The organism is Plantactinospora solaniradicis (assembly GCF_042658085.1).
Classification (GTDB): Bacteria; Actinomycetota; Actinomycetes; order Mycobacteriales; family Micromonosporaceae; genus Plantactinospora; species Plantactinospora solaniradicis.
Genome location: NZ_JBHSPR010000018.1, coordinates 333,800 through 358,493, shown reverse-complemented (window position 1 = coordinate 358,493; position 24,694 = coordinate 333,800). Strand labels below are relative to the sequence as shown.

Below are 24,694 nucleotides of genomic sequence, written 5' to 3'. Positions count from 1 at the left end.
CAGACTCAAAGCCGCATTCCGCTGTGGATAACGGCTGTGGAAACCGTGGAAGCTGTGGATAACTGTGTGGAACGGCGGTGTTGCCGGGCCGTTCGTCCAGGCCCGGCAACTCGGCGCCACCGGTCACGACCGGCTGGCCAGGACCGCCGTACCACCACTAGATGTCGAGGAAGCGGACGTCCTTGGCGTTGCGCTGGATGAACGAACGACGTGCTTCCACGTCCTCACCCATCAGCACGCTGAACAGCTCGTCGGCGGTTGCCGCGTCGTCGAGGGTGACCTGCCGGAGAGTACGCGTCGCCGGGTTCATCGTGGTCTCCCACAGTTCGGGGTAGTTCATCTCGCCCAGACCCTTGAACCGCTGGATGTCGTCCGGCTTGGCGTTCGGCTTCTTCTGCTGCCGCAGCGCGATCAGCCCGTCCCGCTCCCGGTCGGAGTAGGCGTACTGGGCGTCGTCGCCCTTGCGGTTCCACTTGATCTTGTAGAGCGGCGGGGCGGCGAGGTAGACGTGCCCCAGCTCGACCAGTGGCCGCATGAAGCGGAACAGCAGGGTGAGCAGCAGCGTCTGGATGTGCTGGCCGTCCACGTCGGCGTCGGCCATCAGCACGACCTTGTGGTAGCGCAGCTTCTCCATGTCGAAGTCGTCGTGGATGCCGGTGCCCAGCGCGGTGATCAGTGCCTGGACCTCGTTGTTCTTCAGCACCCGGTCGATCCGGGCCTTCTCCACGTTGAGGATCTTGCCTCGGATGGGCAGGATCGCCTGGGTACGCGGGTCCCGGCCCTGCTTCGCCGAGCCCCCCGCGGAGTCGCCCTCGACGATGAACACCTCGGACTCGCGCGGATCGGTCGACTGGCAGTCGGCCAACTTGCCCGGCATCGAACCGGACTCCAGCAGCGACTTGCGCCGGGCCAGCTTCCGCGCCTGCTGCGCCGCGATTCGGGCCCGGGCGGCCTGGGTCGCCTTGGTGATGATCAGCTTGACCTCACCGGGGTTGCGGTCGAACCAGTCGACCAGCCACTCGTTGCAGGCCCGCTGGACGAAGCTCTTCACCGGCGTGTTGCCGAGCTTGGTCTTCGTCTGACCCTCGAACTGCGGTTCGGTCAGCTTGACCGAGATGATCGCCGCAAGCCCTTCCCGGATGTCCTCGCCGGAGAGCTTCTCGTCGCCCTTGAGCAGCTTCTTCTCCGCGCCGTACCGGTTGACCACGGTGGTCAGCGCGGCCCGGAAGCCCTCCTCGTGGGTGCCGCCCTCGTGCGTGTTGATGGTGTTGGCGAAGGTGTAGACCGACTCGCCGTACGACTCGTTCCACTGCATGGCGATCTCGACCGACATGCCCTCCTCCTCGGCCCCGAACTCCACCACGGTCTTGTGGATGGGGTTCTTGGAGTTGTTGAGGTGCCGGACGAAGTCGGCGATGCCGCCCTTGTAGCAGAAGGTGACCTCGCGGGACTTGCCGTCCTCCTCCTGCACCCGCTCGTCGCGGAGCTGGATGGTCAGGCCACGGTTGAGGAAGGCCATCTCCTGGAGCCGGCGGTAGATCGTCTCGAAGGAGAAGTCGGTCGTCTCGAAGACGGCCGGGTCCGGCCAGAAGGAGACCGCCGAACCGGTCGTATTGGTGGTCTCGCCCTTCTCCAACGGAGACGGCTTGGAGTTGTCGTATGACTGCCGCCAGACGTACCCGGACTTGTGGATCTCCACGAACATCCGGGTGGAGAGCGCGTTGACCACCGAGACGCCCACGCCGTGCAGACCGCCGGAGACCGCGTACGACTTGCCGTCGAACTTGCCGCCGGCGTGCAGCACGGTCAGCGCCACCTCGACGCCGGGCTTCTTCAGCTTCGGGTGCAGGTCGACGGGGAACCCACGACCGTTGTCGGTGACCCGCACGCCGCCGTCGGCGAGCAGGACCACCTCGATCGTGTCGCAGTAGCCGGCCATCGCCTCGTCCACCGCGTTGTCCACGACCTCTTGGACAAGGTGGTGCAGACCGCGCTCACCGGTCGATCCGATGTACATACCAGGCCGTTTCCGGACGGCCTCCAGGCCCTCCAGAACGGTGATCGACTCGGCGCCGTACTCCTGCTTCTTCTGCGCTGCCACCTTGGCCACTTTCTCGCGCCGTCCCACGCCGGGTCAGGCGCGGAGAGCGCGGGTTTGGTGGACAGCCACGACGGCGGGGCGCGCGGGCCGACACCACGATGAGTTCCGGGGTACGGTCGAACGCGCCGGTCGCCGCGGTTGCCCACGGATCGCGATCGGCTCGGACCCGGCGCGGTCCCGTCCCGAACCGCTGAGGTCCGGGTCATCGCTCCACACCGTGTCGTCGTCTCGCTGTCAATCTTACTGTGCCCAGATGACATATTGGTTATCCGGCACCCTGCGCGGCGCCCTGAGACAGTCGTAGGCGCCCGAACCCCCACGCCCACGACTCCCCCCACACGCACGGGGTCGAATCGGGGGCGGTTTCCGGCATCGCCGTGCCCGTCGCCGGGCGAGCAGATCAGTTCGCCCGACGTCGTCGCCGCCGCCGTGCGGCGATCGGGCCAGGGGTCGCGCGAACGCGGGCGGTGCCGTAACTTTGCGACGGCGACGCCGTGAGTAAGCTCCGTGGCCAGGATGCCCGGAAAGCGCATCGGACGGTCCTACCGACCGGTTTCGTCAGGTGCCAAGAGAGGTGACGCTCGATGGGGCTGGACAATGTCGCGGTGCGGTGGCCGCGGACCGGCCGCTTCTACGACCCGGTGGCCCCGGCCGAGTTCGTGGACTTCGGCGAGTTGGCCGACGTGCCGGACGTCGCCGCGCCGACCGCGGCTCTTGCCGGATACATCGCCAAGACCGGCTCGGTCCGGGCGACCGCGTACACCGAGCTGGTCGATCTGCTGCTCGGCCTCGACGGCGTGTTGTACGCCACCGAGGCTGCCGCCGAGGACGAGGACCCCGTGATCGATCCGGACGGGTGCGCCTGGATCGCCGGCGGGCTGGAGCGTTTCGTCGACGGACACCGGGGCTTCGGCGAGTCGGTGACCTTCGACACGGTGAGCGCCGTACTGCGGGCCGCACTCGCCGACGGCAGGCTGGCCGAACAGCAGCTGCGGTGGCTGGACGGCCGGCTGGACGCGCTCCGCGACGACTCCGGGGCGGCGCCGCAGTGGAGCTTCTCCCGTTCCGAGTTGGGGGTCCTCGCGGGCTTCTACCGGCGGTGCGCCGAACGCGGCTTCGCCGTCTACGCCGACTCCTGACGCCGACTCCCCGGCCCTGCGGCCCCCCGACTCCCCGGCCCTCCGACGCCGCCCGCTGACCCGTCGACCGGCGGCGGATCGGCCGAACGGCCATGTGCGGGTTAGCCCGAATCGCCGGCTGCGCGGCGGTACGCGTGATTTTTCCCACCGCCCCTGAGTGAACGCCGGAAGCAGCAGGCAGACTTGCACGTCCTCGCGGGTTGTTGCGAATCAGTGACGGACAGCAATCCGGCGGGGCGCCTTCCGTGCGTTCGCCCGCCAACGAACGGGGAGGGTTCGCGGCTTTGCGCACCACGTTTGGCGCCCTGCGCCATCGCAACTACCGGATCTGGGCGGGCGCCGGATTCGTCTCCGTGATCGGCACCTGGATGCAGGTGCTCGGGGTCAACTGGTACGTACTGCAGCAGACCGGCTCGGCGACCTCGATGGGATTCGCCGTACTGCTCCAGGCGCTCCCCACCCTCCTGCTCAGCGGTTGGGGCGGGGCCCTCGCGGACCGGCTGCCCGCCAGGCCGCTGCTGATCGGCACCCAGGTCGGGCACGCCGTACTCGCCGCCGGGCTGGCCACGCTGGCCTGGTCGGACGCGCCGCAGATGTCGATGATCTACACGATCTCACTGGTCAGCGGGGCGCTCACCGCGATCGAGGGTCCGGTCATGGGCCGGTACGGCTCGATGATGGTCGACCGGGAGACCCTGGGCAACGCCCTGGCGTTGGGCTCGCTGACGAACTCCGCCGGGCGGATCCTCGGAATGAGCCTCGGCGCGATCGTGGTCGCCGCCACCGGACCGGCCCTGCTGTTCGTGATCAACGCGGTCAGTTTCGCCGCCGTGGTGGGTGCGCTGTTCTCGGTACGGCAGCGGGATCTGTACCAGCCGGAACCCGACCCGGAGGGGAATCCGGAGGTCCGGCACGGAATCCGGGCCGGGTTGCGCTACCTCCGCCGGCAGCCCGTCATCCTGACCGCCCTGGCGCTCGCCTTCGTGCTGGGCAGCCTGGGCCGCAACTACCAGGTCACGATGGCCGCCATGAGTGCCGGCCCGCTCGGCGGCGGGGCCGCCGTCTACGGCCTGCTCTCCACGGTCTTCGCGATCGGCACGGTGCTCGGCGCACTGGCCGCCGCCCGCAGGCGCCACCTCGGCTACGGCATCCTGGTCGGCGCCGGGCTGGTCGCGAGCACCCTCCAGGCCCTCGCCGGGCTGGCACCCGGCGTCTGGAGCTTCGCGCTGGCGATCCTGCCGATCGCCGCCGCCGCCGTCATCATCGACACCACCGTCGGCACCCGGGCCCAACTCGACACCGATGGTGCGATGCGCGGCCGGGTACTGGCCGCCGTCGCGGTGACCGGCTCGGTCGCCGCCGCCGTCGGCGCGCCGGGCCTCGGCTGGCTGTCCGAGCACGCCGGTCCCCGGCAGACACTGGTACTGGCCGGCTGTGTCGGTCTGGTCGCCTCGGCCTGGGCCGGGCTGGCGTTGTCCCGCCGGCAGCAGCCCGCCGTCGCGCCGGAACCCGCCCTGCCGACGACGCCCGAGACGGTGCCGGTGCCGGTGCGGTCCCGCGCCGGTCGGCTACGCGTCGTCGGAGGCAGGTCCGTCGGACGGATGCCGTCCGTCCGACTGGCGCGGCTCAGCCGTACGTATCCCGGGGACCACGTCCTCGTACCCGCCGTGGACCACGGGCCCAGGACGGGGCAGTCGGTCCGTGCACGTGCAGCCGCCGAACCACGTTATGCCCCACCTCAGCCGCGATACGCCGAAGCAGCGAGCCGGCCAGCAGCCGAAGCTGAGTCGCCCACGCTGTCGACTCCGCCTCGACCGTGAGTTCGCCGTCCTCCAGCTTGACCGGACGACTGTGCTGGGCGATGTCCGGCCCGACCACCCGCTCCCAGGCACCGAAGACGGTCGCCTCGGCCGCCGGCTGCTGCCAGCCACGCGCCTTCACCATCCGGGCCAGGACGGTGCCGAAGAGCTGCGGATCCCGGGGATCCGGTCCGGGTCCGGAGTAGCCCCTGAGCCGGCGCCGGGGCTGCCCACCCCGGCCGGTCGCCGGCCCCGCCTCACCGGAACCGTCGCCGACGGCCCGGTCACCGTCGAGGTCGGCCCTTCCCGGGGTACGTCGACCCGGCCCACCCGACTTCCGGCGGGCCAACGCGGCGTCCAGCACGGCGCGGGCCAACGCCGGACCGGTCAACTCCCCGCCCTCGGCGGGCACCACGTCCGGCGCCGTCGACTCGGCGGCTCCGGAACCCGGGCCGGCGGCTCCGGAACCCGGGTCGGCCGAGCCGGCGGCCCGGCGCGCTTCGGAGTCATCCGGCACGACGCACCTCCCCGTCGGACGCCTCGAAACGCGCGCCCCGAAGGGCCTGCGGCACGTCGTCGGCGACCGCGCAGGTGACCACCAGCTGGCTGGCGCCGGCAACCAACTCGGCCAGCCGTTCCCGACGTCCACTGTCCAACTCGGCGAAGACGTCGTCGAGGACGAGGACCGGCTCGACCCCGTCGGCACGGAGCAGGTCGTACGCGGCCAGCCGGAGCGCCAGCGCGAAGGACCAGGACTCGCCGTGGCTCGCGTAGCCGCGCGCCGGCAGCGGGCCCAGGGTGAGGGTCAACTCGTCGCGGTGCGGCCCCACCAGCGTGACGCCACGCTCGATCTCGGACGTCCGGGCCTCGGCCAGCGCGGCGGCCATCGCCGCCTCCAGCGCGGGCCGGTCCGGTGCCGGGTCGACGAGATCGAGCGAGGAGCGGTACGCGATCGCCGCCGCGCCCCGCCCCGGCGCCACCGCGTCGTACGCCTTGGACACGTGCGGGCTGAGCGCCGCGACCAACTCCAACCGGCCCGCCAGGAGCTCCGCCCCGTGCCGGACCAGGTGGGTGTCCCAGACCGTCAGCGTCGACAGCTCCGACCCGGAGTCGGCTGGTTGGTCGGGCTCGGTCCGGGCGCGCCGGCCCCGCCCGCCGGCGGTCTTCCGAGCCAGGTAGGCGGTACGCAGCAGCGCGTTGCGCTGTTTCACCACCCGCTCGTAGTCCGACCGTACCGCGGCGTACCGGGGCATCCGGGTGACCAGCAGGTCGTCGAGATAACGTCGCCGCTCGGCCGGATCGCCCCGGACCAGTTCCAGGTCCTCCGGAGCGAAGAGCACCAACCGCAGCGCGCCGAGTACGTCCCGGGCCCGCCGGGCCGGCGAGCGGTTCAGCCGGGCCCGGTTCGCCCGACCCGGCGCGATCTCCAGCTCGACCAGCAACTCCCGTTGGTCGTGCACGATCGCGCACCGGATCACCGCGGTCGCCGCCCCGGCCCGGACCAGTGGGGCGTCGGTGGCGACGCGGTGGCTGGACAGCGTCGCCACGTAACCGAGCGCCTCGACGAGATTCGTCTTGCCGACCCCGTTGGGGCCGACGAGCACGTTCCCGCCCGGCTCCAGATCGACCCCGACGCGCTCGTACGAGCGGAAGTCGACCAGTTCGAGCCGGCGGACGTACACCGTGCTTAGTTCTTGCGGACGGCGTGCCCGCCGAACTGCTGGCGCAGCGCGGAGACGGCCTTCATCGCGGGCGAGTCGTCCTGTCGGGAGGCGAACCGGGCGAAGAGGGAGGCGGTGATGACGTTCAGCGGCACCCCGAGCCGGACCGCCTCGTCGACCGTCCACCGGCCCTCGCCGGTGTCCTCGGTGTAGCCGCTCAGGTCGGCCAGTTCCGGATCCTCGTCGAGCGCCCGGTCGAGCAGGTCGAGCAGCCAGGAGCGGACCACCGTGCCCTCGCGCCAGGACTTGAACACGCCCGGCACGTTGGTCACCAGTTCGGAGGCGGCCAGCAGCTCGTAACCCTCGGCGTAGGCGTGCATCAGGCCGTACTCGATGCCGTTGTGCACCATCTTGGCGTAGTGCCCGGCGCCGACCGGCCCGGCGTGCACGAAGCCGAACTCGCCCTCCGGCTTGAGCGCATCGAAAATCGGCATCAACCGCTCGACGTGCCGCTCGTCACCGCCGACCATCAGTCCGTAGCCGTTCTCCCGGCCCCAGATCCCGCCGGAGACTCCGACGTCGATGTAGCCGATGCCGTGCTGGTCGAGCTTCTTCGCCCGGGGCAGGTCGTCGCTGAACCGCGAGTTCCCGCCGTCGATCACGATGTCTCCGGGTGAGAGCACCTCGATCAGGCCGTCGGCCGTGGCCTCGGTGTACTGTGCCGGGACCATCAGCCAGACGGCCCGGGGCGCGGCCAGCTTCTCCGCCAGGTCCGCCAGGCTGGCGACGTCGCTGAGGCCGGGATTCTGGTCGAAGCCGATCACCTCGTGCCCGGCAACGCGCAGCCGCTCGCGCATGTTGCCGCCCATCCGGCCGAGACCTACCAGGCCGAGCTGCATGAACTTTCCCTTCGGAACCGTGCGATCAGCGGGTGACCCGGATCGGCATAATCAGGTATCGATAGCCAGGAACAACCTCGCCGTCCTCGCCGGACGGCGAGATGACGGCGGGTTTGAACGCGTCGACGAACGAGAACACCGCCAACGCGGATCCGAGATTCTGCAAACCGTCGATCAGGTACTGAGGGTTGAAGCCGATGGTCAGCGGCTCGCCGGTGAAGGTGGCGTCCATCGCCTCGCTCGCCCGGGCCTCTTCGGTGCTGCCGGCCTCGACGACCAGTCCGTCCGAGCTGAAGTTGAGCAGCACCGGCGTGGTCCGTCCGCCGACCAGCGACACCCGCTTGACGACCTCGGTGAGCGCGGCGACCGACACCCGGGCCTCGGCGTTGTGGCTGGCGGGAAAGAGCGACCGCACCGGCGGGTAGTTGGCGCCGTCCAACAGCCGGCTGGTGGTCCGACGGGTGCCACCGGCGAAGCCGATCAGCCCCTCCCCGGCGGCACCCTGGGCCAGGGCCATCGTGACGTCGCCGCCGAGCGGCCCGAGGGCCTTGGCGGTGTCGTGCAGGGTCCGGGCCGGCACGAGCGCGTTGATGCTGACCTCCGGGTCGTCCGGGCGCCAGTCGATCTCACGCAGGGCGAGGCGGTAGCGGTCGGTCGCCAGCATCGACAGCGTCGAACCGTTCAGCTCGATCCGTACCCCGGTCATCATCGGCAGCGTCTCGTCCCGGCCGGCGGCGATCGCGACCTGGCCGACCGCGGCGGCGAAGGTCGCCGCGTCGATCGTGCCGGCGCTGCCGGGCATCTCGGGAAGCGTCGGGTAGTCCTCGACCGGCATCGTCGGCAGGGTGAACCGGGCGCTGCCGCAGACCAGCTCCAGGTGGGCACCGGCGGCGGCGATGTCCACCGGTTTCGCCGGCAGCGCCTTGGTGATCTCCGCCAACAGCCGCCCGGACACCAGCGCGGCGCCCTCGGCCTCGCTCTGGACGTCGACGGTCACCTGGCTGGAAACCTCGTAGTCGAACCCGGAGACGTGCAGGCCACCATCGGCGACCCGGAGCAGCACTCCGGCGAGGACCGGGACCGAGGGACGGTTGGGGAGACTCTTCGCGGTCCACGCCACGGCGTCGGCGAGCGCGTCGCGCTCCACGCGGAACTTCATGCCATGCCTCCGGATCGACGTCAGCGACAACTGTCTCATGCCGGCGGCAGCCTTCCGGCCCCGCCAACCGTGCGGGTCTTCATCGCACCTTAGGGCCCAGCCTCATCGGCTGTGCGTCCGACCCCGGTACTTCGGCAGATCTTGACCCATCGGTACGACAAGTCAAACGAATCCACAGCATGCCCAACGCTGATGATTGGTTTTTGTTCTTTAGAAGAGATATCTAAGTCGTCTTCATCGGTGCTGTGCAAACTGTGGAGAGGCGACGTCTGCCCAGGTCAAGGGCTTATCCACCGGTGTGCGGGGTGTGGACAACCGGCCCGAAAACCCGGTCGACCGTCCACAGCCGGTCGGCCCGTCGAGGTTTTCCACTGTTGTCCACCGGTCGTCCACCGGGTTACCCACGGTCTTTTCCCCATCTGTGGGCACAGCCGGTCGGACATCGACGAGCACTGTCCCCAGAACCTTCAACAGCCCGTGCACAGCCGGCCGAACGCGGTGGACAACCAGGTGACTCTGGGTAACCGTCCACATCACTTTCCCCAACACTTGTCCACAGCTTGTGGGTTCGCCCACCGACGGCGGGTCCGGGTTATCCACCGACGGTGGACAACCGGCTGTGGACGAGGTGTGTACGACGAAGGCCGGGCCCGGACCGGATGGGTCCGAACCCGGCCTCGGCCGGCGTGGGTGGGGTCAGGTGATCTGCTTGATCCGGTTGGTCAACTCGGCGATCTGGTTGTAGAGCGAGCGTCGTTCCGCCATCTGCTGCCTGATCTTCCGGTCGGCGTGCATCACCGTCGTGTGGTCCCGACCGCCGAACGCCTGGCCGATCCGGGGCAACGACAGGTCGGTCAGTTCGCGGCACAGGTACATCGCCACCTGTCGGGCGTTCACCAGTACCCGGGACCTCGACTGGCCCCGCAGGTCCTCCAGGCTGACACCGAAGTAGTCCGCCGTGGCCACCATGATCTGGTCCGCGGTGATCTCCGGCCCGGAGCCGTCCGGGATGAAGTCCCGGAGTACCTCCTCGGCCAGGGACAGCTCCACGGGTGACCGGGTCAGCGACGCGAACGCGGTGACCCGGATGAGCGCGCCCTCCAGTTCACGGATGGAGTTGGAGATCCGCGAGGCGATGAACTCCAGTACGTCCGGCGGGGCGAACAGGCGCTCCTGGGCCGCCTTCTTCTGCAGGATCGCGATCCGCGTCTCCAGGTCGGGAGGCTGGATGTCGGCCAGCAGTCCCCACTCGAACCGGGTGCGGAGCCGATCCTCCAGCGTCGCGAGATCCTTCGGTTTGCGGTCCGAGGTGATCACGATCTGCTTGTTGGCGTTGTGCAAGGTGTTGAAGGTGTGGAAGAACTCCTCCTGGGTCCGTTCCCGGTTCTCCAGGAACTGGATGTCGTCGATCAGGAGGATGTCCACGTCCCGGTAGCGACGCTGGAACGCGCTCGTCTTGTCGTCCCGGAGCGAGTTGATGAAGTCGTTGGTGAACTCCTCGGTCGAGACGTACCGGACCGAGCGGGCGTTGCCCAGGGTGGTGGCGTAGTGCCCGATGGCGTGCAGCAGGTGGGTCTTGCCCAGCCCGGAGCTGCCGTAGATGAACAGCGGGTTGTACGCCTTGGCGGGCGACTCGGCGACGGCCACCGACGCGGCATGGGCGAACCGGTTGGACGAGCCGATGACGAAGGTCTCGAACATGTACTTCGGGTTCAGCCGATTGCCGCCGACATCGCCGGCCCCGCCCACGCCGCCCGGCCGGCGGTCGTCCCGGCCGCCCTGCCGATGGTCGGCGAAGGCTCCGCCCCGACCCGGCCCGCTGTCCGTACCACCGTCCCCGCCGGGGCCCAGCCGTCCGGCTCCGTCCCGGCCGTCGTGGTAGCGGCGGTCCGGCGAACGGTGGTCGGTTCCGAACTGGCCGATGTCGCCGGCGTTGTTGACCCGCTCGTCGAAACCACGTCGGTCCTGGTGCGGGGCGGTCGGTCGGTACGGCTCCGGATAGGGCGCGGCGAACAGCGTCTCCTGGCCGTCCCGACTGGCCGGGATCAGGTTGGGCCGTCCGGCGTCGGCGGGTCGTCCCGGCGGTCGCGCCGAACCGACGATCGGCTGCTGCGCGGAGCCGGAGAAGGGACCGGACTCCCGGCCACCCTGGTCGAGTCCTGGATCGGGGTTGCGCTGGCTCTGTTCCTCCTGCCCCGGATTACCGGGGTAGCGCAGCGGCTCGATGCCATATCCGCCGCCCGGGGCGGGGTCGCCGTATCCACCGCCGGGCTGCTGACCGCCGTACCCGCCGCTCTGCTCCGCGCCGCCGTATCCGCCGGCCGGGTCCGGGCCGTACCCGCTGGACGGGTCCGGACCGCCGTACCCGCCGGACGGGTCGGCGCTGCCGGGATAGCCCGCGGCGGTGCCGACGGACTGGTACCCCACGGCGGTGGGGCGACCGGTGGATTCGGAGCCGGGCGGGTAGCCGGTGCCGGTCGGCCGGGCCTGACCGTCGTCCGGCGGTCGTACCGTCACCGCCACCTGGACCGCCCGGCCCAGCCGGCGGGACAGCGCCTCGGTGATCGCCGGGCGGAGCCGGGACTCGATCACGTCCCGGGTGAAGGCGTCCGGTACGGAGAGCAGTGCGGTGTCCTCGACGATCGCGCGCAGTCGGGTCAGCCGTAGGTAGGCGCGCTGCTGAGCCGAGATGATCTCGTCAGCCAGTTCCTCGGTCGTCGCCGTCCACACTGCGGCAAGGTCGATCGTGTCGGCCACCGTCGCGCCACCCCCATCGCCTCTGCGTCTCCGGCCGCCGTTGCCGTCCCAGTCGACCGTTCCGGGCTTGCTATCGTGCGTGAACAGGCACGACGCGACGTCCGGCGGTTGCCGACGCCGTCCACAAGTTATCCACAACCTGTGTATCGACTGATTGTTGTCGCCCGGCCGGGCGTCCGTGCCGTCGCCCCCGGCTCCAAATGGCGTTGACGCGGGTTCATCTGTCGAACGATCGACGAGCTTGTCCGGTTTTGCCCGTCAGCGGCACCCCCACCCCCTGACGCCGACGTGCAAACGGGCACGCTAACAGCGTTGTCCACACCCCATCAACCGTCGGCCCCGCCGACACCTTGGCAACATCAGCGAAAAACCCCGCCCGGCTGGCCAGCATAGCCACCTGGTTCCTCCCGCTCTGCGGCGATCGGTCCGACTCGGCCCGGATGCCCGGTCGGCTGGGGTCGAACCGGGCGTCGGCGCCGTAACGGGACGTTCCAACCGCCTCGCGATCCGGTTCCCGGACCGGCCAACTCGACTCGGCGGATCGGTCGGAGGTGTGTCGCCCGCTCCTGTTTGACGCTCTCCGCCGGCCTGCGTAGGCTCCAACGGTTGCTCTGTCGCCCTCTGCTAGGGTGATGAGAGACTGCTGACCGCTGCCCGTGCTGGGCAGCGTCCGATGCCGGACGGCATCGAACCCGGCCGCCCAGGCGGCCAACGCCAGACCATCACACGACCCCGACGTCACACGACCGGGGCGTACGACGACGGAGAGCCTGACGTGAGCAAGCGCACCTACCAGCCGAACACCCGCCGCCGCGCGAAGACCCACGGCTTCCGGCTGCGCATGCGCACCCGGGCGGGCCGCGCCATCCTCTCCGCCCGCCGTGGCAAGGGTCGTACCCGCCTGTCGGCCTGACGGCTGGCAAGGCCGGTCCGGGGATGTAGGCAGTCGTGCTGGCGGCCGCACAACGACTGCGGCGCAGCGGTGACTTCGCCGCGGCGATCCGGGGTGGGCGACGAGCCAATCGTGGCGTCCTCGTGGTCCACCTCCATTCGGCCGGCACACCGGACCCGTCCCGAGCACCATTGACCAGAACAGCGTCGAAGCCGGCCCGAAGCGCCGCCGTGGAGCACGAATCCGCGCCGGTCCGGGCCGGCTTCGTCGTTTCCAAGGCCGTGGGCGGCGCCGTGGTTCGCAACCGGGTCCGCCGCCGGCTCAGGCACCTCGTCCGGGACCGGCTCGCCGGACTGCCTGCCGGCGCCACCCTCGTGGTACGGGCGCTGCCCGATGCCGCCGACGCCTCGTACGCCCGGCTCGGCGCCGACCTCGACGCCGCCATCGCCGCGGCCCGGGCACCAAGAAAACCCGCTCGGCGGTCCCGGTGAGTAACCCGATCGACGCGTCGTCCGGGATGACACTCGGTGCCCGAGTGCTGGCGGGACCCATCGTCGCGTACCGTCGTTGGATAAGCCCGGCGCTGCCGGCCCGCTGTCGGTTCCACCCGTCGTGCAGCGCGTACGCCCTGGAGGCGGTCGCGGGACATGGCGCGCTTCGGGGAGCCTTCCTGGCGGTCCGGCGGTTGTTGCGCTGCCACCCCTTCCACCCCGGTGGATATGACCCGGTACCGGAGCCGGGCGGACGCCGCCATGCCGATGTGACTGGAGCCCCGAATTGAGTCTCGACTGGATCTACTGGGCGATCTCGTGGATCCTGCTGCTGTGGCACTCGGCCTGGGACGCCATCGGGGTGTCGGCCGGTGCGTTCCTGGGTACGAACTGGTCCTGGATCCTGGCGATCATCTTCCTGGTAGTCACCCTCCGGGTGATCCTCTTCCCGATCTTCGTCAAGCAGATCAAGTCGCAGCGGGCGATGCAGGCGATTCAGCCCCAGCTGAAGGCATTGCAGGAGAAGCACAAGGGTGACCGGGAGACGCTCCAGAAAGAGATGATGGAGCTGTACCGGAAGGAGAAGGCGAACCCGCTGATGGGCTGCCTTCCGATCTTCCTCCAGGCTCCCGTCTTCATCGGCCTGTTCCACGTACTCCGCCGGCTCGACCCCATCAACCAGGGCAAGACCAAGTACGGCTGGACCGTCGAGCAGTTCGAGAGCGCCACCCACGCCCGGCTGTTCGACGTGCCGATCGCGGGCAAGTTCGGATCCAGCGCGGCGGAGCTGGCCCGGCTGAACGCCAGCGGCACCTCGGTCAAGATCCTGGCCGGCGTGCTGGTGGCCATCATGATCGCCACCACCTACCTGACCAGCCGCCAGATGATCCTCAAGACCGGTTGGGCCGAGGACCCGCAGCAGCGGATGATCCAGCGGTTGATGCTCTACGGCATCCCGGCCTCGTTGCTGGTCTCCGGTGCGATCTTCCCGATCGGTGTGGTCATCTACTGGGTGACGAACAACCTCTTCACGCTCGCTCAGCAGCAGTGGGTGCTCCGCAAGTACCCGCCGCCGCCCACCGCGGCCCGGCTGCCCAAGCCGGGCGAGTCGGCTCGGCGTACCACCGGGCCTCGCCGGACCACCGATTCCCGCAACCCGGTCCAGCCCGCCAAGCCCGCCAAGCCGGCCGGTCGGTTCAGCCGGTCCAAGGCCAACGGCACGCAGCCGGAGAGCAAGCCGGTGGTGGACACCAAGGCGCTGGCCCCGAAGCCGGGCGCCAAGCCGGTCAACCCCAAGAAGGGGCGTCCGGCGAAGCGTCAGGGTTGACGCGACGGGCCGCCGGCAGCGCCAGTCGCGCCGGCGGCCCGGTAGGACTCTGGGCCGTGCTGCCGCCAGCGCTGGCGCCGGCCCGAAGTCCACCGCTCCCCGCGCACAGACGGGCAGTGCTGCCCGCGACAGACGTGCCCGTGGCATCGGCGATCTCCCGCCGGGCCCGGGAAACCAGCGCCGACCGTACGGTCCGGCCGAGAGAGTACGGAGATGAAACCGTGACCGACACCAGTATTCCGCGCGCCGACGAGCCCATCGGCGACACCGATCCTGTCGTGGCGGCGGGATCGGCCGCAGAGGCCGAGACCACCGAGGCCGTCTCGGTAGCCGGGGACAGCGCGGACGTCGACGAGGTCGCCGGCGGCCGGGGCGGTCCGGATCGCGAAGCCGATGCGGATGACGACGACGCGGACGAAGAGGACGAGGACGACGAGGACGCGGACGACGACAGCGCGGATGGGGACATCGCCGCGAGCACCAACGGCGCGAAGCCGGCAGCGGCGTCCACCGACGTGGACCTGTTCCGGCAGAGCGAGATCGCCGCGGACTACGTCGAAGGGCTGCTGGACATCCTCGACTACGACGGCGACATCGACGAACTGGTCTCCGCCGGCCGGCCCGTCGTCGAGGTCGTGGGCGGCCGGCTGCAGGCGCTGGTGGGCCAGCGGGGTGCCACGCTGGAGGCGTTGCAGGAGCTGACCCGGCTCGCCGTGTTCCGCCAGACGGGCTCGCCCAGCCGGCTACTGCTCGACGTGGGTGGCTACCGTGCCACCCGGCGCAAGGAGCTCTCGGCGGTCGCCAAGAACGCGGTGGAGAAGGTCAAGCAGCACGGCGAGGCCGTCCGGCTGGAGCCGATGTCCGCCTTCGAGCGCAAGTGCGTCCACGACGTGGTCAACGCCATTGCCGGAGTGGAGAGCGAGTCGGAGGGCGTCGAGCCGAACCGCCGGATCGTCGTACGTCCGGTCGACTGAGCGAATCAATGACGTACCGTCCGATGTCCGGCCCGGGTGGCGAACTGCCGCCCGGGCCGTTTCCGGTATCCCCGACGGACGGCGGCGACAGCTCCGACCCGGCGGCCGGTGCGGGTGCCGTTCCGGCGGCACCGCTCCCCGCCGAACTGGCCGGTCCGGCCCGTACGCTGTTCGGCGACCGGCTGCCGCTCGCAGAGGCGTACGCGGAACTACTCGCCGGGCCGGGCGTGGTCCGTGGTCTGATCGGTCCCCGTGAGACGCCGAGGATCTGGGACCGGCATCTGCTCAACTGCGCCGTGGTGGCGGAGCTGATCCCGTCCGGCTCCTCGGTGGTGGACGTCGGCTCGGGAGCGGGCCTGCCCGGCATCGTGCTCGCCATCGCCCGACCCGACCTGGCGATCATGTTGGTCGAACCACTGGCCCGGCGTGCGGTGTTCCTTGCCGAGGTGGTCACGGCACTCGAGCTCGGCGACTCGGTGACCGTGCTACGGGCCCGGGCGGAGGAGATTCCCGCGGCCTGGCGCCGGACGGGCCGGAACTCGGACCGACGTACGGCGTCGGACCGTCGGCTGTCCGTGCCGCACGGGTCCGAGCCCGGATCACCGGCGCATCCGGGCGGCTCGGTCGAGCCGGAAAGTGTTCCGGTCGAGCTGTCCGACCTGCCGGCCGAACTGTGCGTGCCGGCGGACATCGTGACGGCTCGGGCCGTCGCGCCACTTGATCGGCTGGCCGGTTGGTGTCTTCCGCTCACCGCACCGGGAGGACGCCTTCTCGCGCTCAAGGGCGCGACGGCCGCCGACGAGGTGGCGAACGCAGCGACGGCGGTACGTCGGCTGGGTGGTTCGCAGCCGGTCGTCCAGCAGTGCGGGATGGGGATCGTCGAGCCGCCGACGACCGTGGTCGAGATCGTCCGCGAGCGGGTGGTCGGGGCGGCGCGGGAGTCAGCACCGCGCTCGACGGCGGGCCGCCGCTCCAAGCCCCGCCGTTAGTTTCGCTCCTGAACTCCTGAACTCTGCCTCCCGACCCCTGACTCGTGGCGGCCAGTCGACCGCGTGCCCGTGGCTCGGCGCCCGGCGTCGACGTACCGACCTGCGGTCCTCAGACGTTCTGACCTGCGGTCCTCAATGGATGGTCAGGTGGGGGCGGCCGTGGCGGGGGACCGGTTCCGGGCGCCGGCTGGTCGAGTGTCGGTCGTGACCATTGGACCTGCCCGGTGGCCGGTAGGTCTGCACGCCCTCGCCATGGCCGGCGCAGTCCGATCGAGCGCCGGGTCACCGATGCGGGCCGCCAGTGACCGGTGGGCTGGTTGTGATCGTCGGCACGCTCGGACGCTGTCCGCCCGGACGCTCGGAGGACTGGCGAACGGAGTCTTGGACGCGACGGGCCGAGGGTTGAGGCTGGATGCGGCTGCTCGACGTGGCTCCGACGGGGTCGAGCGGGGGCGCCGAGCGGATGGCCGAACCTCTTCATGGATGGTGCGGTTTCCTGCGCCACGATGATTCACCCAGCGGACAGCCGTGGCTCATTTTGCCCAGCGGCCGTAGGCTGACCGCGCGTCGATAGTGTAGACCGGGCAGCGGGCGGCGCCTCAAGCATTCGCTGCTTCTTGGCGGACCGCACGCTACGCCCGAAGGCACGGGCATGAGCGGTGACGGGGCCGACACCATCCGAAGCTGGCAGGGATGACACGGTGCATGACAACGGTAGGTATGACGATCCAGAGATGACGGACTCCGGGGGATACCACTCCGGCGGCGCCGATGTTTCACGTGAAACCGACTACGAAGGCTGGTCTGCCAGTGGGCGTGCTCGGCCGCCGGCACGGGCTGGCGGACCTGGGGAGCCCGCCGAGCCGGCCGGGTATGACTCCGCGCTATCTGCGGGGCCTACTCGAGGGACCGCGCGGGTGACGCCGCCAGGGCACGACATGCCGGCACAGCCGGGACGTCCGACTCCGCAGCCGGACGTCTCCTATCCAACGGTCGCCTCTGCCCCGGTGCCGGCAGTGGCACCGACACCGGAGCCGGCCCGGCAGACCGGACGTGCTCCGGAACCGGCACGGCCCCGGGAACGTGCTCCGGAGCCGCAGCGTCCGCCGGGTCGACGAGCCGCAGAGCCGGCACGGGGGTCGGCGGGGGTTCCCGAACCGTCGCCCGCAGGACCACCCGTTCCGCCTCAACCGGTGGCCGAGCACTATGAGCCGCAGTCGTCGGCTCGAGTCGGTGCCCCGGCGATCCCATCGGACGGGCAGCGCCCCGATGTCCAGGCGGCGGTCGAACTCGGCCCGAGAGCCGACTCGCCGACCGCCGTACCGCAACCCCTGACCGAGGAAGCCGCGCCCGACGCGTACGTTTCACGTGAAACGCCGTCGCGTGACCAGGACGATCCCCCGTTGGCAATGGAGGCAATGCGCGCTGTGCAAATCCTGAACCCGAGCGGCGAGGTCACGATGCCGCGTCCGGACCGGCCACGGATCATGTGTGTTGCGAACCAGAAGGGAGGGGTTGGCAAGACCACCACGACGGTCAACCTGGCCGTGGCCCTGGCGCTACACGGAAACCGCGTCCTCGTCGTGGACCTCGATCCGCAGGGGAACGCCTCCACCGGGCTCAACGTGCCCCACCATGCCGGCGTCCCGGACGTCTACGACTGCCTGATCGACAACGTCCCCCTGGCCGAGGTGGCACAGGGCGTCGAGGGGATTCCTGACCTCTGGTGCGTGCCCGCCACCATCGACCTGGCCGGCGCCGAGATCGAGCTCGTTTCGGTGGTCGCGCGGGAGTCGCGGTTGGCCCGGGCGATCGCCGGCCACCCCGCCGAGTTCGACTACGTCTTCATCGACTGCCCGCCGTCCCTCGGGCTGCTCACGGTCAACGCCCTCTGCGCCGCGCAGGAGGTGCTGATCCCCATCCAGTGCGAGTACTACGCGCTGGAGGGTCTCAACCAGCTGATCAACAACATCAACCTGGTACGGCAGCACCTGAACCCCACGCTTGAGGTCTCGACCATCCTGCTCACCATGTACGACCGGCGAACCCGCCTGGCGGATGCGGTCGAGCAGGACGTCCGGAACCACTTCGGCGACAAGGTCCTGCAGTCCGTGATTCCGCGGAACGTGCGGGTATCGGAGGCTCCGAGCTACGGCCAGTCGGTCATGACTTACGATCCCGGATCGCGGGGCGCCACGAGTTACTTCGAGGCCGCCCAGGAGATTGCAATGCGAGGGGTCAAAGAGTCTGTTGGCCGCAATGTGTAGCTCGGTTGATTCGTCGGGAGGCGTGGCATGAAGAACCGTCCGCGGGGCGGGCTCGGTCGAGGTCTGGGCGCGCTGATCCCCACCACAGCGGAGCCGGTCTCCGGAGTGGTGACGGCCGAGCCTCCAGCCGCCCGGCCGGAGGCCGGCGCACCGCTGGCCGGTGAAACCACCACCTGGGTGGCGCCGGCCCCCGTCGCCCCGGCGCAGCCGGCCGGGCCGGAACTCGCGCCGGTTCCGGGAGCTCGGTTCGCCGAGATCCCGCTCGACTCGATCGTGCCCAACCCGAAGCAGCCTCGACAGATCTTCGACGAGGAGGCTCTTGAGGAACTCAAGCTTTCGATCCAGGAGGTCGGGTTCCTCCAGCCGATCGTGGTGCGCCAGCTTCCAAACGATCAGTTCGAGCTTGTCATGGGCGAGCGGCGCTGGCGGGCCGCGCAGGCGGTCGGCCGGCAGTCCATTCCGGCCATCGTCCGGGACACCCGGGACGACGCGATGCTCCGGGACGCGCTGCTGGAGAACATCCATCGCGCCAACCTGAACCCGCTGGAAGAGGCGGCGGCCTACCAACAGCTGCTGGAGGAGTTCGGCGCGACGCACGAGGAGCTGGCCCGACGGATCGGCCGGAGCCGCCCGCAGATCTCGAACACCATCCGACTGCTGAACCTTCCGCCCGAGGTGCAGAAGCGGGTGGCCGCCGGGGTGCTCTCCGCCGGTCACGCCCGAGCGCTGCTGGGCCTGGAGAATTCGACGGCGCAGGAGGACCTGGCGCGTCGGATCGTGGCCGAAGGGCTCTCCGTACGGGCGACGGAGGAGGTCGTGAAGCTGGCCGAGATCTCCCCCACCCGACCCAGCCCGGCGAAGCGGCGGGCCAAGGTGCACGCCCCGGGCCTGACCGATCTGGCGGATCGGCTGTCGGATCGGTTCGACACCAGGGTCAAGGTCGACATCGGTCGGAACAAGGGCAAGATCACGATTGAGTTCGCCACGGTCGACGACCTTGAGCGGATCGTCGGTGTCATCGGCATGGCGGAAAGCGACGCCCAGACCGACGACCTGGACTGATCGCCGCACGGTCGGTGCGACCGGAAGGTCCTGGCGGAATCCCCGAGACGGGGTCGGCTCCGCCCGGTACCCGGAACCGCCGTTTCGACGCCGAGATGGCCACGATCCCTTCACTGGGAACGTGGCCATCCGTGTGCCCGGTCCAGCCACGGCGCCGTTCGCCCTCGGCATGCCCGGGGCGCCGTCCGCGCCTCGGCCCTGTCCGGCCCTCCGCCCCCGTCCGGTGCTCCGGACCCGGCCGCTGGTTTCACGTGAAACGGGGCGCGGGCCTACGGCCCCCGCAGGCCCGCGGGGGCCGACCAGCTACCCAAGAACCGGGGTCCGCCGGCCGGGCGGCCGTACCTCCGTCGGTCGGCCGCGCTCAGCGTTGCGGAGTCGATTCCTGGCCGTGGTGGCCGGCGGGGACGTCGGCGAAAGGTAGGCGGACGGTCATCCACAGGCGTTGTCCACAGGCTGACCCCGTTTCACGTGAAACCGCGCGTGGAACGGGGTCCTTGCCTGTGGACAACGGAACCCGACCGACGCCGATCGTGCCGTTTCGGGGCCGCAGCCGTCCCCTTCGGAGCCTGTCGTGTCGTCAACTTCCGCCGTCCGGAGAGCTCCCCGGAATCCCGATCGTCGGCAGCCGAAACAGGTAGGGACAGCGGTCTCAAACTCGGTTAGGGTCAGCCTCGTGTCCCACACCCCTCCTGCCGTACCGGACTTCACCAGGTGGCCCTCCTTTCCCTTCGAAGGCGACTTCCGGGTCAAGCAACTCGACGAGCCGGTCGCGGTCGAACCCCCGCGCAAAGGCGAAGGCTCCGGTGAGTGTCATTCCTGCAACGCCCCCGACGATGCCTACATCTGGGTCAGTGAGCGTTGGCGGGTGCGTGCCATGGACCGGCCGACCGGCCTGCCGATGGTGCTGATCCTCGAGTCCCGCTCTCATCTGGATCTGGGCGACCTGCCCAACCTGCTCGCCGCCGAACTCGGCGTGATGACGGTACGGCTGGAACGGGCGGTCCGCTCGCTCGACGGAGTGGCCCGGGTGCACGTCAACCGTTGGGGTGACGGCGCCGAGCACCTGCACCTGTGGTTTCTCGCCCGGCCGTACGGGCGGCTCCAACTGCGCGGCACGTTCCTGTCCCTCTGGGACGACATCCTGCCGGCGATTCCCGAGTCGCAGTGGCGGGAGAATCTGGCGATGGTCGCGGCCTGGCTCGCCGAGTTCGGTGGACGTCCACTGGCCGAGCCGCCCCGCATCCAGTGGCAGGCGCCGTCGAACCTGACTCAGCAGGCGGCCTCGGGACGGGAGGCCGCCCTGTCGGCTGACGACTCGTCCGTAGCGCTCGCTGCGCCGGCGGCGGTACCTACGGCGGAGGCGTCGGAGGAACCCGTCCGTCCCGCCCCCGAGCGCGAATCCTCAGGCGATCCGGCGACCCGGGCGTACTAGGGGAACCCCGGCGTGCCGGGAGAGCGTCAGCGGGGCCCCTGGGCGGTCGGGCGGGCTCAGGAGGTGTACGGCAGCCGGGGCCAGGCGCAGCCGCGGTCAGGACCGGCCGAGGTCCCGGCGCTGGGACGCGCGTGCCACCAGCGTTCGCAGCAGCTCGCCGAAGTCGAGTCCGGCGGCCGCGACGGCGAGCGGCAGCAGCGAGGTCTCCGTCATCCCGGGCGAGACGTTAACTTCCAGCACGTGGGGTCGATCGGCCTCGTCGACGATCAGGTCCACCCGGGACAGGTCCCGGAGCCCGAGCGCGGAGTGGGCCGCGAGAGCGGTTTCCGCGACCCTGGCCGCCGCAACGGCCGACAACCGCGCCGGAGCGTGCCAGGTGGTCAGGCCGGCGGTGTACCGGGCCGCGTAGTCGTACACCCCGTTGCGGGGGACGATCTCGACGGCCGGTAGCGCCTGCGGCCCGTCGCCCAGGTCCACCACGGAGACCGCCACGTCCATGCCGGGAACGTAGCGTTCGACGAGCGCGGTGGTGTCGTAGGCGAAGCAACCCACCATCGCCGCCGGCAGCGCGGCCGGGTCCCGGACGACCGCGGCACCGAGGCCCGAGCCGCCCTGGGTGGGCTTGACCATGAGCGGCAGTCCGAGCCGGTCGACGATCCGATCCAGCACGGCCACGGCCCCGAGTTCGGAGAACCGGTCGTGCGGCAGAGCCACCCAGTCCGGTGTCGGGATGCCCGCCTCCCGAAGGACGGCCTTCGCCGACGGCTTGTCCCAGGCCAGCCTGGACGAGCGGGCGTCGCAACCGACGTACGGCACGTCGCAGAGGTCGAGTACACCCCGGAGCGAACCGTCCTCGCCGGTCGATCCGTGCAGGGCGATCACGACCGCGTCCGGCGGGTCGTCCCGGAGGAGCGGAAGCAGGGCGACGTCGGCGTCCCGTAGATCCGCCTCCACCCCCGCCGAACGGAGCGCGTCGAGTACCCGGCGACCGGACTTCAACGACACGTCCCGCTCGTACGACAGCCCGCCGGCGAGCACGAGAACCCGCAGTTCGGCGGTTGCCTCCCGAGGTAGCGGGATCGGCCAGTCTGCGGCGCGGGACGGATCGGCGGGGGAGTTCGTACCCATGCCGGAGATCATGCCAAGTCGGGCCCTGGCACGTCCGCGCCGGCCTGCCCCCGACGGCTCCGGACCGGTCCGACCACCGTGCCGAACACCTCGCGCATGGCGGTCTCCTGCTCCATCACGGTGGCCAACCGGCGGACACCCTCGCGGATCCGCTCCGGCGGAGGGAAGGAGAAGTTGAGCCGCATGTGTCCGGTGCCGGTGCCGTCGGCGTAGAAGCCGGTCCCGGGCACGTAGGCGACCCGGGCCGCGATGGCCCGCGGCATCATGGCCTTGGCGTCGAGGCCCTCCGGCAGCGTCGCCCAGACGAAGAGCCCGCCGCCGGGCTCCGTCCAACTGGTGCCGGTCGGCATGTAGTCCGCGAGCGCGGTGAGCAGCGCGTCGCGGCGCTCCCGGTACACCTCGCGGTAGATCTTTAGTTGCTGGCGCCACGGCATCGTGGACAGGTAGGTGGTGACAGCGGCCTGGGCGAAGGCACTGGGGCAGAGGATCTGCGCCTCGCTGGCGATGACCAGCTTGTCCCGTACGGCGTGCGGGGCCAGGATCCAGCCCACCCGCAGCCCCGGGGCGAAGGTCTTGGAGAAGGTGCTGAGGTAGAAGACGCCGTCCCGGCGACGCGCCCGCAGTGGTGCCGGCGCCTCGCAGTCGAACCCGAGCTGGCCGTACGGGTCGTCCTCGACCACCAGCAGGCCAGCGCGTTCGCAGATGTCGAGCACCCGCTCCCGCCGCTCCTCGCTCAGCGTCACGCCGGCCGGGTTCTGGAAGGTCGGGATGGTGTAAAGGAACTTGGCCCGCCGACCCGACCGGGCGACCTGCGCGATGGCCAGTTCCAGCGCCTCGGGGATCAGGCCGTCGGCGTCCATCGGTACGTGCACCACCTGCGCCTGCGCGCTCTGGAAGACGCCGAGCGCGCCGACGTAGGTCGGCCCCTCGGCCAGGACGACGTCGCCGGGATCGAGGAACAGCCGGGCGATCAGGTCCAGCGCCTGCTGGCCACCGACGGTGACCACCACGTCCTCGGGGGAGGCGCCGCAGCCGACATCGATGCCGGAGAGCGCCATCACCTCGCAGATCCGTTCACGCAGTTCGAGCGTGCCCTGACCGATGCCGTACTGCAGGGTGGTGGTCCCCTGCTCGGCGGCGAGCTGGTTGAGCATCTCGCCGACCGCGTCGAGCGGCAGTGCGGCGATGTACGGTGCACCTCCGGCGAGCGAGACGACCTCGGGCCGGCTGGCCACGGCGAACAGCGCGCGAATCTCCGACGCTGTCATCCCGCGTACCCGCCGGGCGTAGCGATCCGTGTAGTCGTCGAGCGTCGTGCCGGTCATGCCCTCTCCTCGCTGCGCTCGTCGTCACGACCTGCGGTGCCGGGGTCGGTTGATGCCCCTGCTCCGCTCGGTCATGCCCTCTCCTCGCTGCGCTCGTCGTCACGACCCGCGTGCCCGGGACGGCTGCCGCCGCCCCGCTCGGTCATGACATCTCCCCGCCGCGTTAGCCCCATCGCGGTCATGATGGCCGGGTCGGTCACCGAACGCATCCCCAGCAGGGCGCCGTCGGCACCTCGATCGCCGCGCCCGCCACGTGTCCGCCTTCCGGAGCCCCGGTGCACCGGGGACGGTTCGGGTGGGTCGGCCGGCAACTCCGCCGGTCGGCGCTCGTCGGTCGATCGTAATCCGACTGACCGTATTTGACCCTCGCCCCAAGCGGTTGGTCCACATGTCGGACCGGCTGAGCTGCCCGGGGTGGCACCTGACCGGGCGGTACGGGCATCGCTGCCCCGATCCCCTCCCGAGTCGCAAGGTTCCGGCGTACGATCGCTCGTTGGGGGTAGGGACCGGAGATGGTGATATTTGCGGCCTTTGGGCCCCCGAGTAGGATTTTTGGGGATGCGCCGATGTCGCGACGTCTGGTCAGTCTGACCCTCGACACACTTGAAGACCTGCCTCGGCCCTGTCGCCAGTGCGTCTACTGGGAGCTGGACCCGGTGGCGGCCGAGCGAGCCCGCGAGGCGGGTGATCCCGGCCTGGAGAAGGAGGCCTGGGTTTCGCAGACCCTGCTCGAGTGGGGTTCCTGCGGAAAGCTGGCATATGTCGACGGTATGCCCGCCGGATTCGTGATGTATGCCCCGCCGGCCTACGTTCCTCGGTCGATGGCGTTTCCGACCTCACCGGTCTCTGCCGACGCCGCGCTGCTGACCACGGCCCACATCGTCACCGCCTTCGCGGGTGGCGGACTGGGCCGGATGCTCGTCCAGGGCGTCGCACGGGACCTCACGAAGCGGGGGATCAAGGCGATCGAGGCGTTCGGCGACGCGAAGTTCGGTGACGCCGGTGAGGGCGCGGGCGGCTGCGTCGCGCCGGCCGACTACTTCCTTTCCGTCGGGTTCAAGACGGTACGTCCCCATCCGCGGTATCCCCGGCTGCGCCTGGAGCTGCGGACGGCGCTGTCCTGGAAGTCCGACGTCGAGTACGCGCTGGAGAAGCTGCTCGGCTCGATGAGCCCCGAGGGCCTGCTCCGCCCCGTACGTCCGGCCACCCGCTCGGCCGCCGGCTGAGCTTTCCAGCCGCTACCGAACTGGACGAAGGCCGACAGGCACCGGGTCAGTCGAGGACGGAAGGGA

Annotated in this window: 19 protein-coding genes and 1 pseudogene; 12 read left to right on the top strand and 8 right to left on the bottom strand. The window is 70.3% G+C overall.

All coding sequences use genetic code 11. The features are described 5' to 3' along the window. Positions 1-157: 157 nt before the first annotated feature. Positions 158-2,101, bottom strand: a complete 1,944-nt coding sequence (gene gyrB, locus ACFP2T_RS23370) for a DNA topoisomerase (ATP-hydrolyzing) subunit B (protein ID WP_377424937.1) — start codon at positions 2,099-2,101, stop codon at positions 158-160. Positions 2,102-2,685: 584 nt separating this feature from the next. Between gyrB and ACFP2T_RS23365 the strand changes: the two genes are divergently transcribed. After that, the gene (locus ACFP2T_RS23365; protein WP_377424936.1) at positions 2,686-3,240 is read left to right on the top strand and encodes a hypothetical protein; all 555 of its coding nucleotides are present in this window, start codon (positions 2,686-2,688) and stop codon (positions 3,238-3,240) included. Between the two features lie 245 nt (positions 3,241-3,485). Then, positions 3,486-4,757, top strand: a pseudogene (locus tag ACFP2T_RS23360) (MFS transporter); the annotation flags it as partial. A gap of 109 nt (positions 4,758-4,866) precedes the next feature. Here ACFP2T_RS23360 and ACFP2T_RS23355 read toward each other — a convergent pair. The 5 genes from ACFP2T_RS23355 to dnaA form a co-directional block, all read right to left on the bottom strand. Next, positions 4,867-5,556 carry a DciA family protein gene (locus tag ACFP2T_RS23355; RefSeq protein WP_377424934.1) on the bottom strand — a complete coding sequence of 230 codons (690 nt, stop codon included), beginning with the start codon at positions 5,554-5,556 and terminating at the stop codon, positions 4,867-4,869. Beyond that, complete coding sequence (recF, locus tag ACFP2T_RS23350) at positions 5,546-6,721, bottom strand: DNA replication/repair protein RecF (protein WP_377424933.1); 1,176 nt, start codon at positions 6,719-6,721, stop codon at positions 5,546-5,548. Before recF ends, ACFP2T_RS23355 begins: the two co-directional genes overlap by 11 nt. Before the next feature lie 5 nt (positions 6,722-6,726). Continuing rightward, the gene (gene gnd / locus ACFP2T_RS23345; RefSeq protein ID WP_377424931.1) at positions 6,727-7,599 is read right to left on the bottom strand and encodes a phosphogluconate dehydrogenase (NAD(+)-dependent, decarboxylating); all 873 of its coding nucleotides are present in this window, start codon (positions 7,597-7,599) and stop codon (positions 6,727-6,729) included. A 25-nt stretch (positions 7,600-7,624) separates the two neighbouring features. Beyond that, on the bottom strand, positions 7,625-8,758 hold the full coding sequence (gene dnaN / locus ACFP2T_RS23340; RefSeq protein WP_377424929.1) for a DNA polymerase III subunit beta: 1,134 nt from the start codon (positions 8,756-8,758) through the stop codon (positions 7,625-7,627). A 696-nt stretch (positions 8,759-9,454) separates the two neighbouring features. Beyond that, entirely contained in the window at positions 9,455-11,515 is a 2,061-nt protein-coding gene (dnaA, locus tag ACFP2T_RS23335; RefSeq protein ID WP_377424928.1) for a chromosomal replication initiator protein DnaA, read from the bottom strand. Between the two features lie 775 nt (positions 11,516-12,290). Here dnaA and rpmH point away from each other — a divergent pair. From rpmH to ACFP2T_RS23290, 9 genes are all read left to right on the top strand, one after another. Then, entirely contained in the window at positions 12,291-12,428 is a 138-nt protein-coding gene (gene rpmH, locus ACFP2T_RS23330) for a 50S ribosomal protein L34 (RefSeq protein WP_192766194.1), read from the top strand. Between the two features lie 35 nt (positions 12,429-12,463). Next, complete coding sequence (gene rnpA / locus ACFP2T_RS23325; protein WP_377424927.1) at positions 12,464-12,898, top strand: ribonuclease P protein component; 435 nt, start codon at positions 12,464-12,466, stop codon at positions 12,896-12,898. Positions 12,899-12,924: 26 nt separating this feature from the next. Continuing rightward, positions 12,925-13,188 carry a membrane protein insertion efficiency factor YidD gene (yidD, locus tag ACFP2T_RS23320; RefSeq protein ID WP_192771946.1) on the top strand — a complete coding sequence of 88 codons (264 nt, stop codon included), beginning with the start codon at positions 12,925-12,927 and terminating at the stop codon, positions 13,186-13,188. Beyond that, positions 13,185-14,225 (top strand): membrane protein insertase YidC, encoded by a 1,041-nt coding sequence (gene yidC / locus ACFP2T_RS23315; RefSeq protein WP_377424926.1) that lies wholly within the window; start codon positions 13,185-13,187, stop codon positions 14,223-14,225. Before yidD ends, yidC begins: the two co-directional genes overlap by 4 nt. A gap of 467 nt (positions 14,226-14,692) precedes the next feature. Beyond that, the gene (locus tag ACFP2T_RS23310) at positions 14,693-15,199 is read left to right on the top strand and encodes a Jag family protein (RefSeq protein WP_377425211.1); all 507 of its coding nucleotides are present in this window, start codon (positions 14,693-14,695) and stop codon (positions 15,197-15,199) included. Positions 15,200-15,207: 8 nt separating this feature from the next. Then, on the top strand, positions 15,208-16,188 hold the full coding sequence (locus ACFP2T_RS23305) for a 16S rRNA (guanine(527)-N(7))-methyltransferase RsmG (protein ID WP_377424925.1): 981 nt from the start codon (positions 15,208-15,210) through the stop codon (positions 16,186-16,188). 1,331 nt (positions 16,189-17,519) lie between these two features. Next, complete coding sequence (locus tag ACFP2T_RS23300; RefSeq protein ID WP_377425209.1) at positions 17,520-18,455, top strand: ParA family protein; 936 nt, start codon at positions 17,520-17,522, stop codon at positions 18,453-18,455. A gap of 27 nt (positions 18,456-18,482) precedes the next feature. Then, complete coding sequence (locus ACFP2T_RS23295; protein WP_377424924.1) at positions 18,483-19,517, top strand: ParB/RepB/Spo0J family partition protein; 1,035 nt, start codon at positions 18,483-18,485, stop codon at positions 19,515-19,517. A gap of 673 nt (positions 19,518-20,190) precedes the next feature. Beyond that, positions 20,191-20,949: a hypothetical protein gene (locus tag ACFP2T_RS23290; protein WP_377424923.1), complete on the top strand. Its 759-nt coding sequence runs from the start codon at positions 20,191-20,193 to the stop codon at positions 20,947-20,949. Between the two features lie 96 nt (positions 20,950-21,045). Here the strand turns inward: ACFP2T_RS23290 and ACFP2T_RS23285 are convergent, their stop codons facing one another. Together ACFP2T_RS23285 and ACFP2T_RS23280 are read right to left on the bottom strand one after the other, a co-directional pair. After that, positions 21,046-22,077, bottom strand: coding sequence for a D-alanine--D-alanine ligase family protein (locus tag ACFP2T_RS23285; protein ID WP_377424922.1), 1,032 nt, complete (start codon positions 22,075-22,077; stop codon positions 21,046-21,048). Between the two features lie 8 nt (positions 22,078-22,085). Beyond that, positions 22,086-23,402 (bottom strand): aminotransferase-like domain-containing protein, encoded by a 1,317-nt coding sequence (locus ACFP2T_RS23280; RefSeq protein ID WP_377424921.1) that lies wholly within the window; start codon positions 23,400-23,402, stop codon positions 22,086-22,088. Between the two features lie 566 nt (positions 23,403-23,968). On the opposite strand from ACFP2T_RS23280, the gene ACFP2T_RS23275 reads away from it, so the two are divergent. Then, positions 23,969-24,628, top strand: a complete 660-nt coding sequence (locus tag ACFP2T_RS23275; protein WP_377424920.1) for a GNAT family N-acetyltransferase — start codon at positions 23,969-23,971, stop codon at positions 24,626-24,628. The last annotated feature ends 66 nt before the right edge of the window (positions 24,629-24,694 follow it).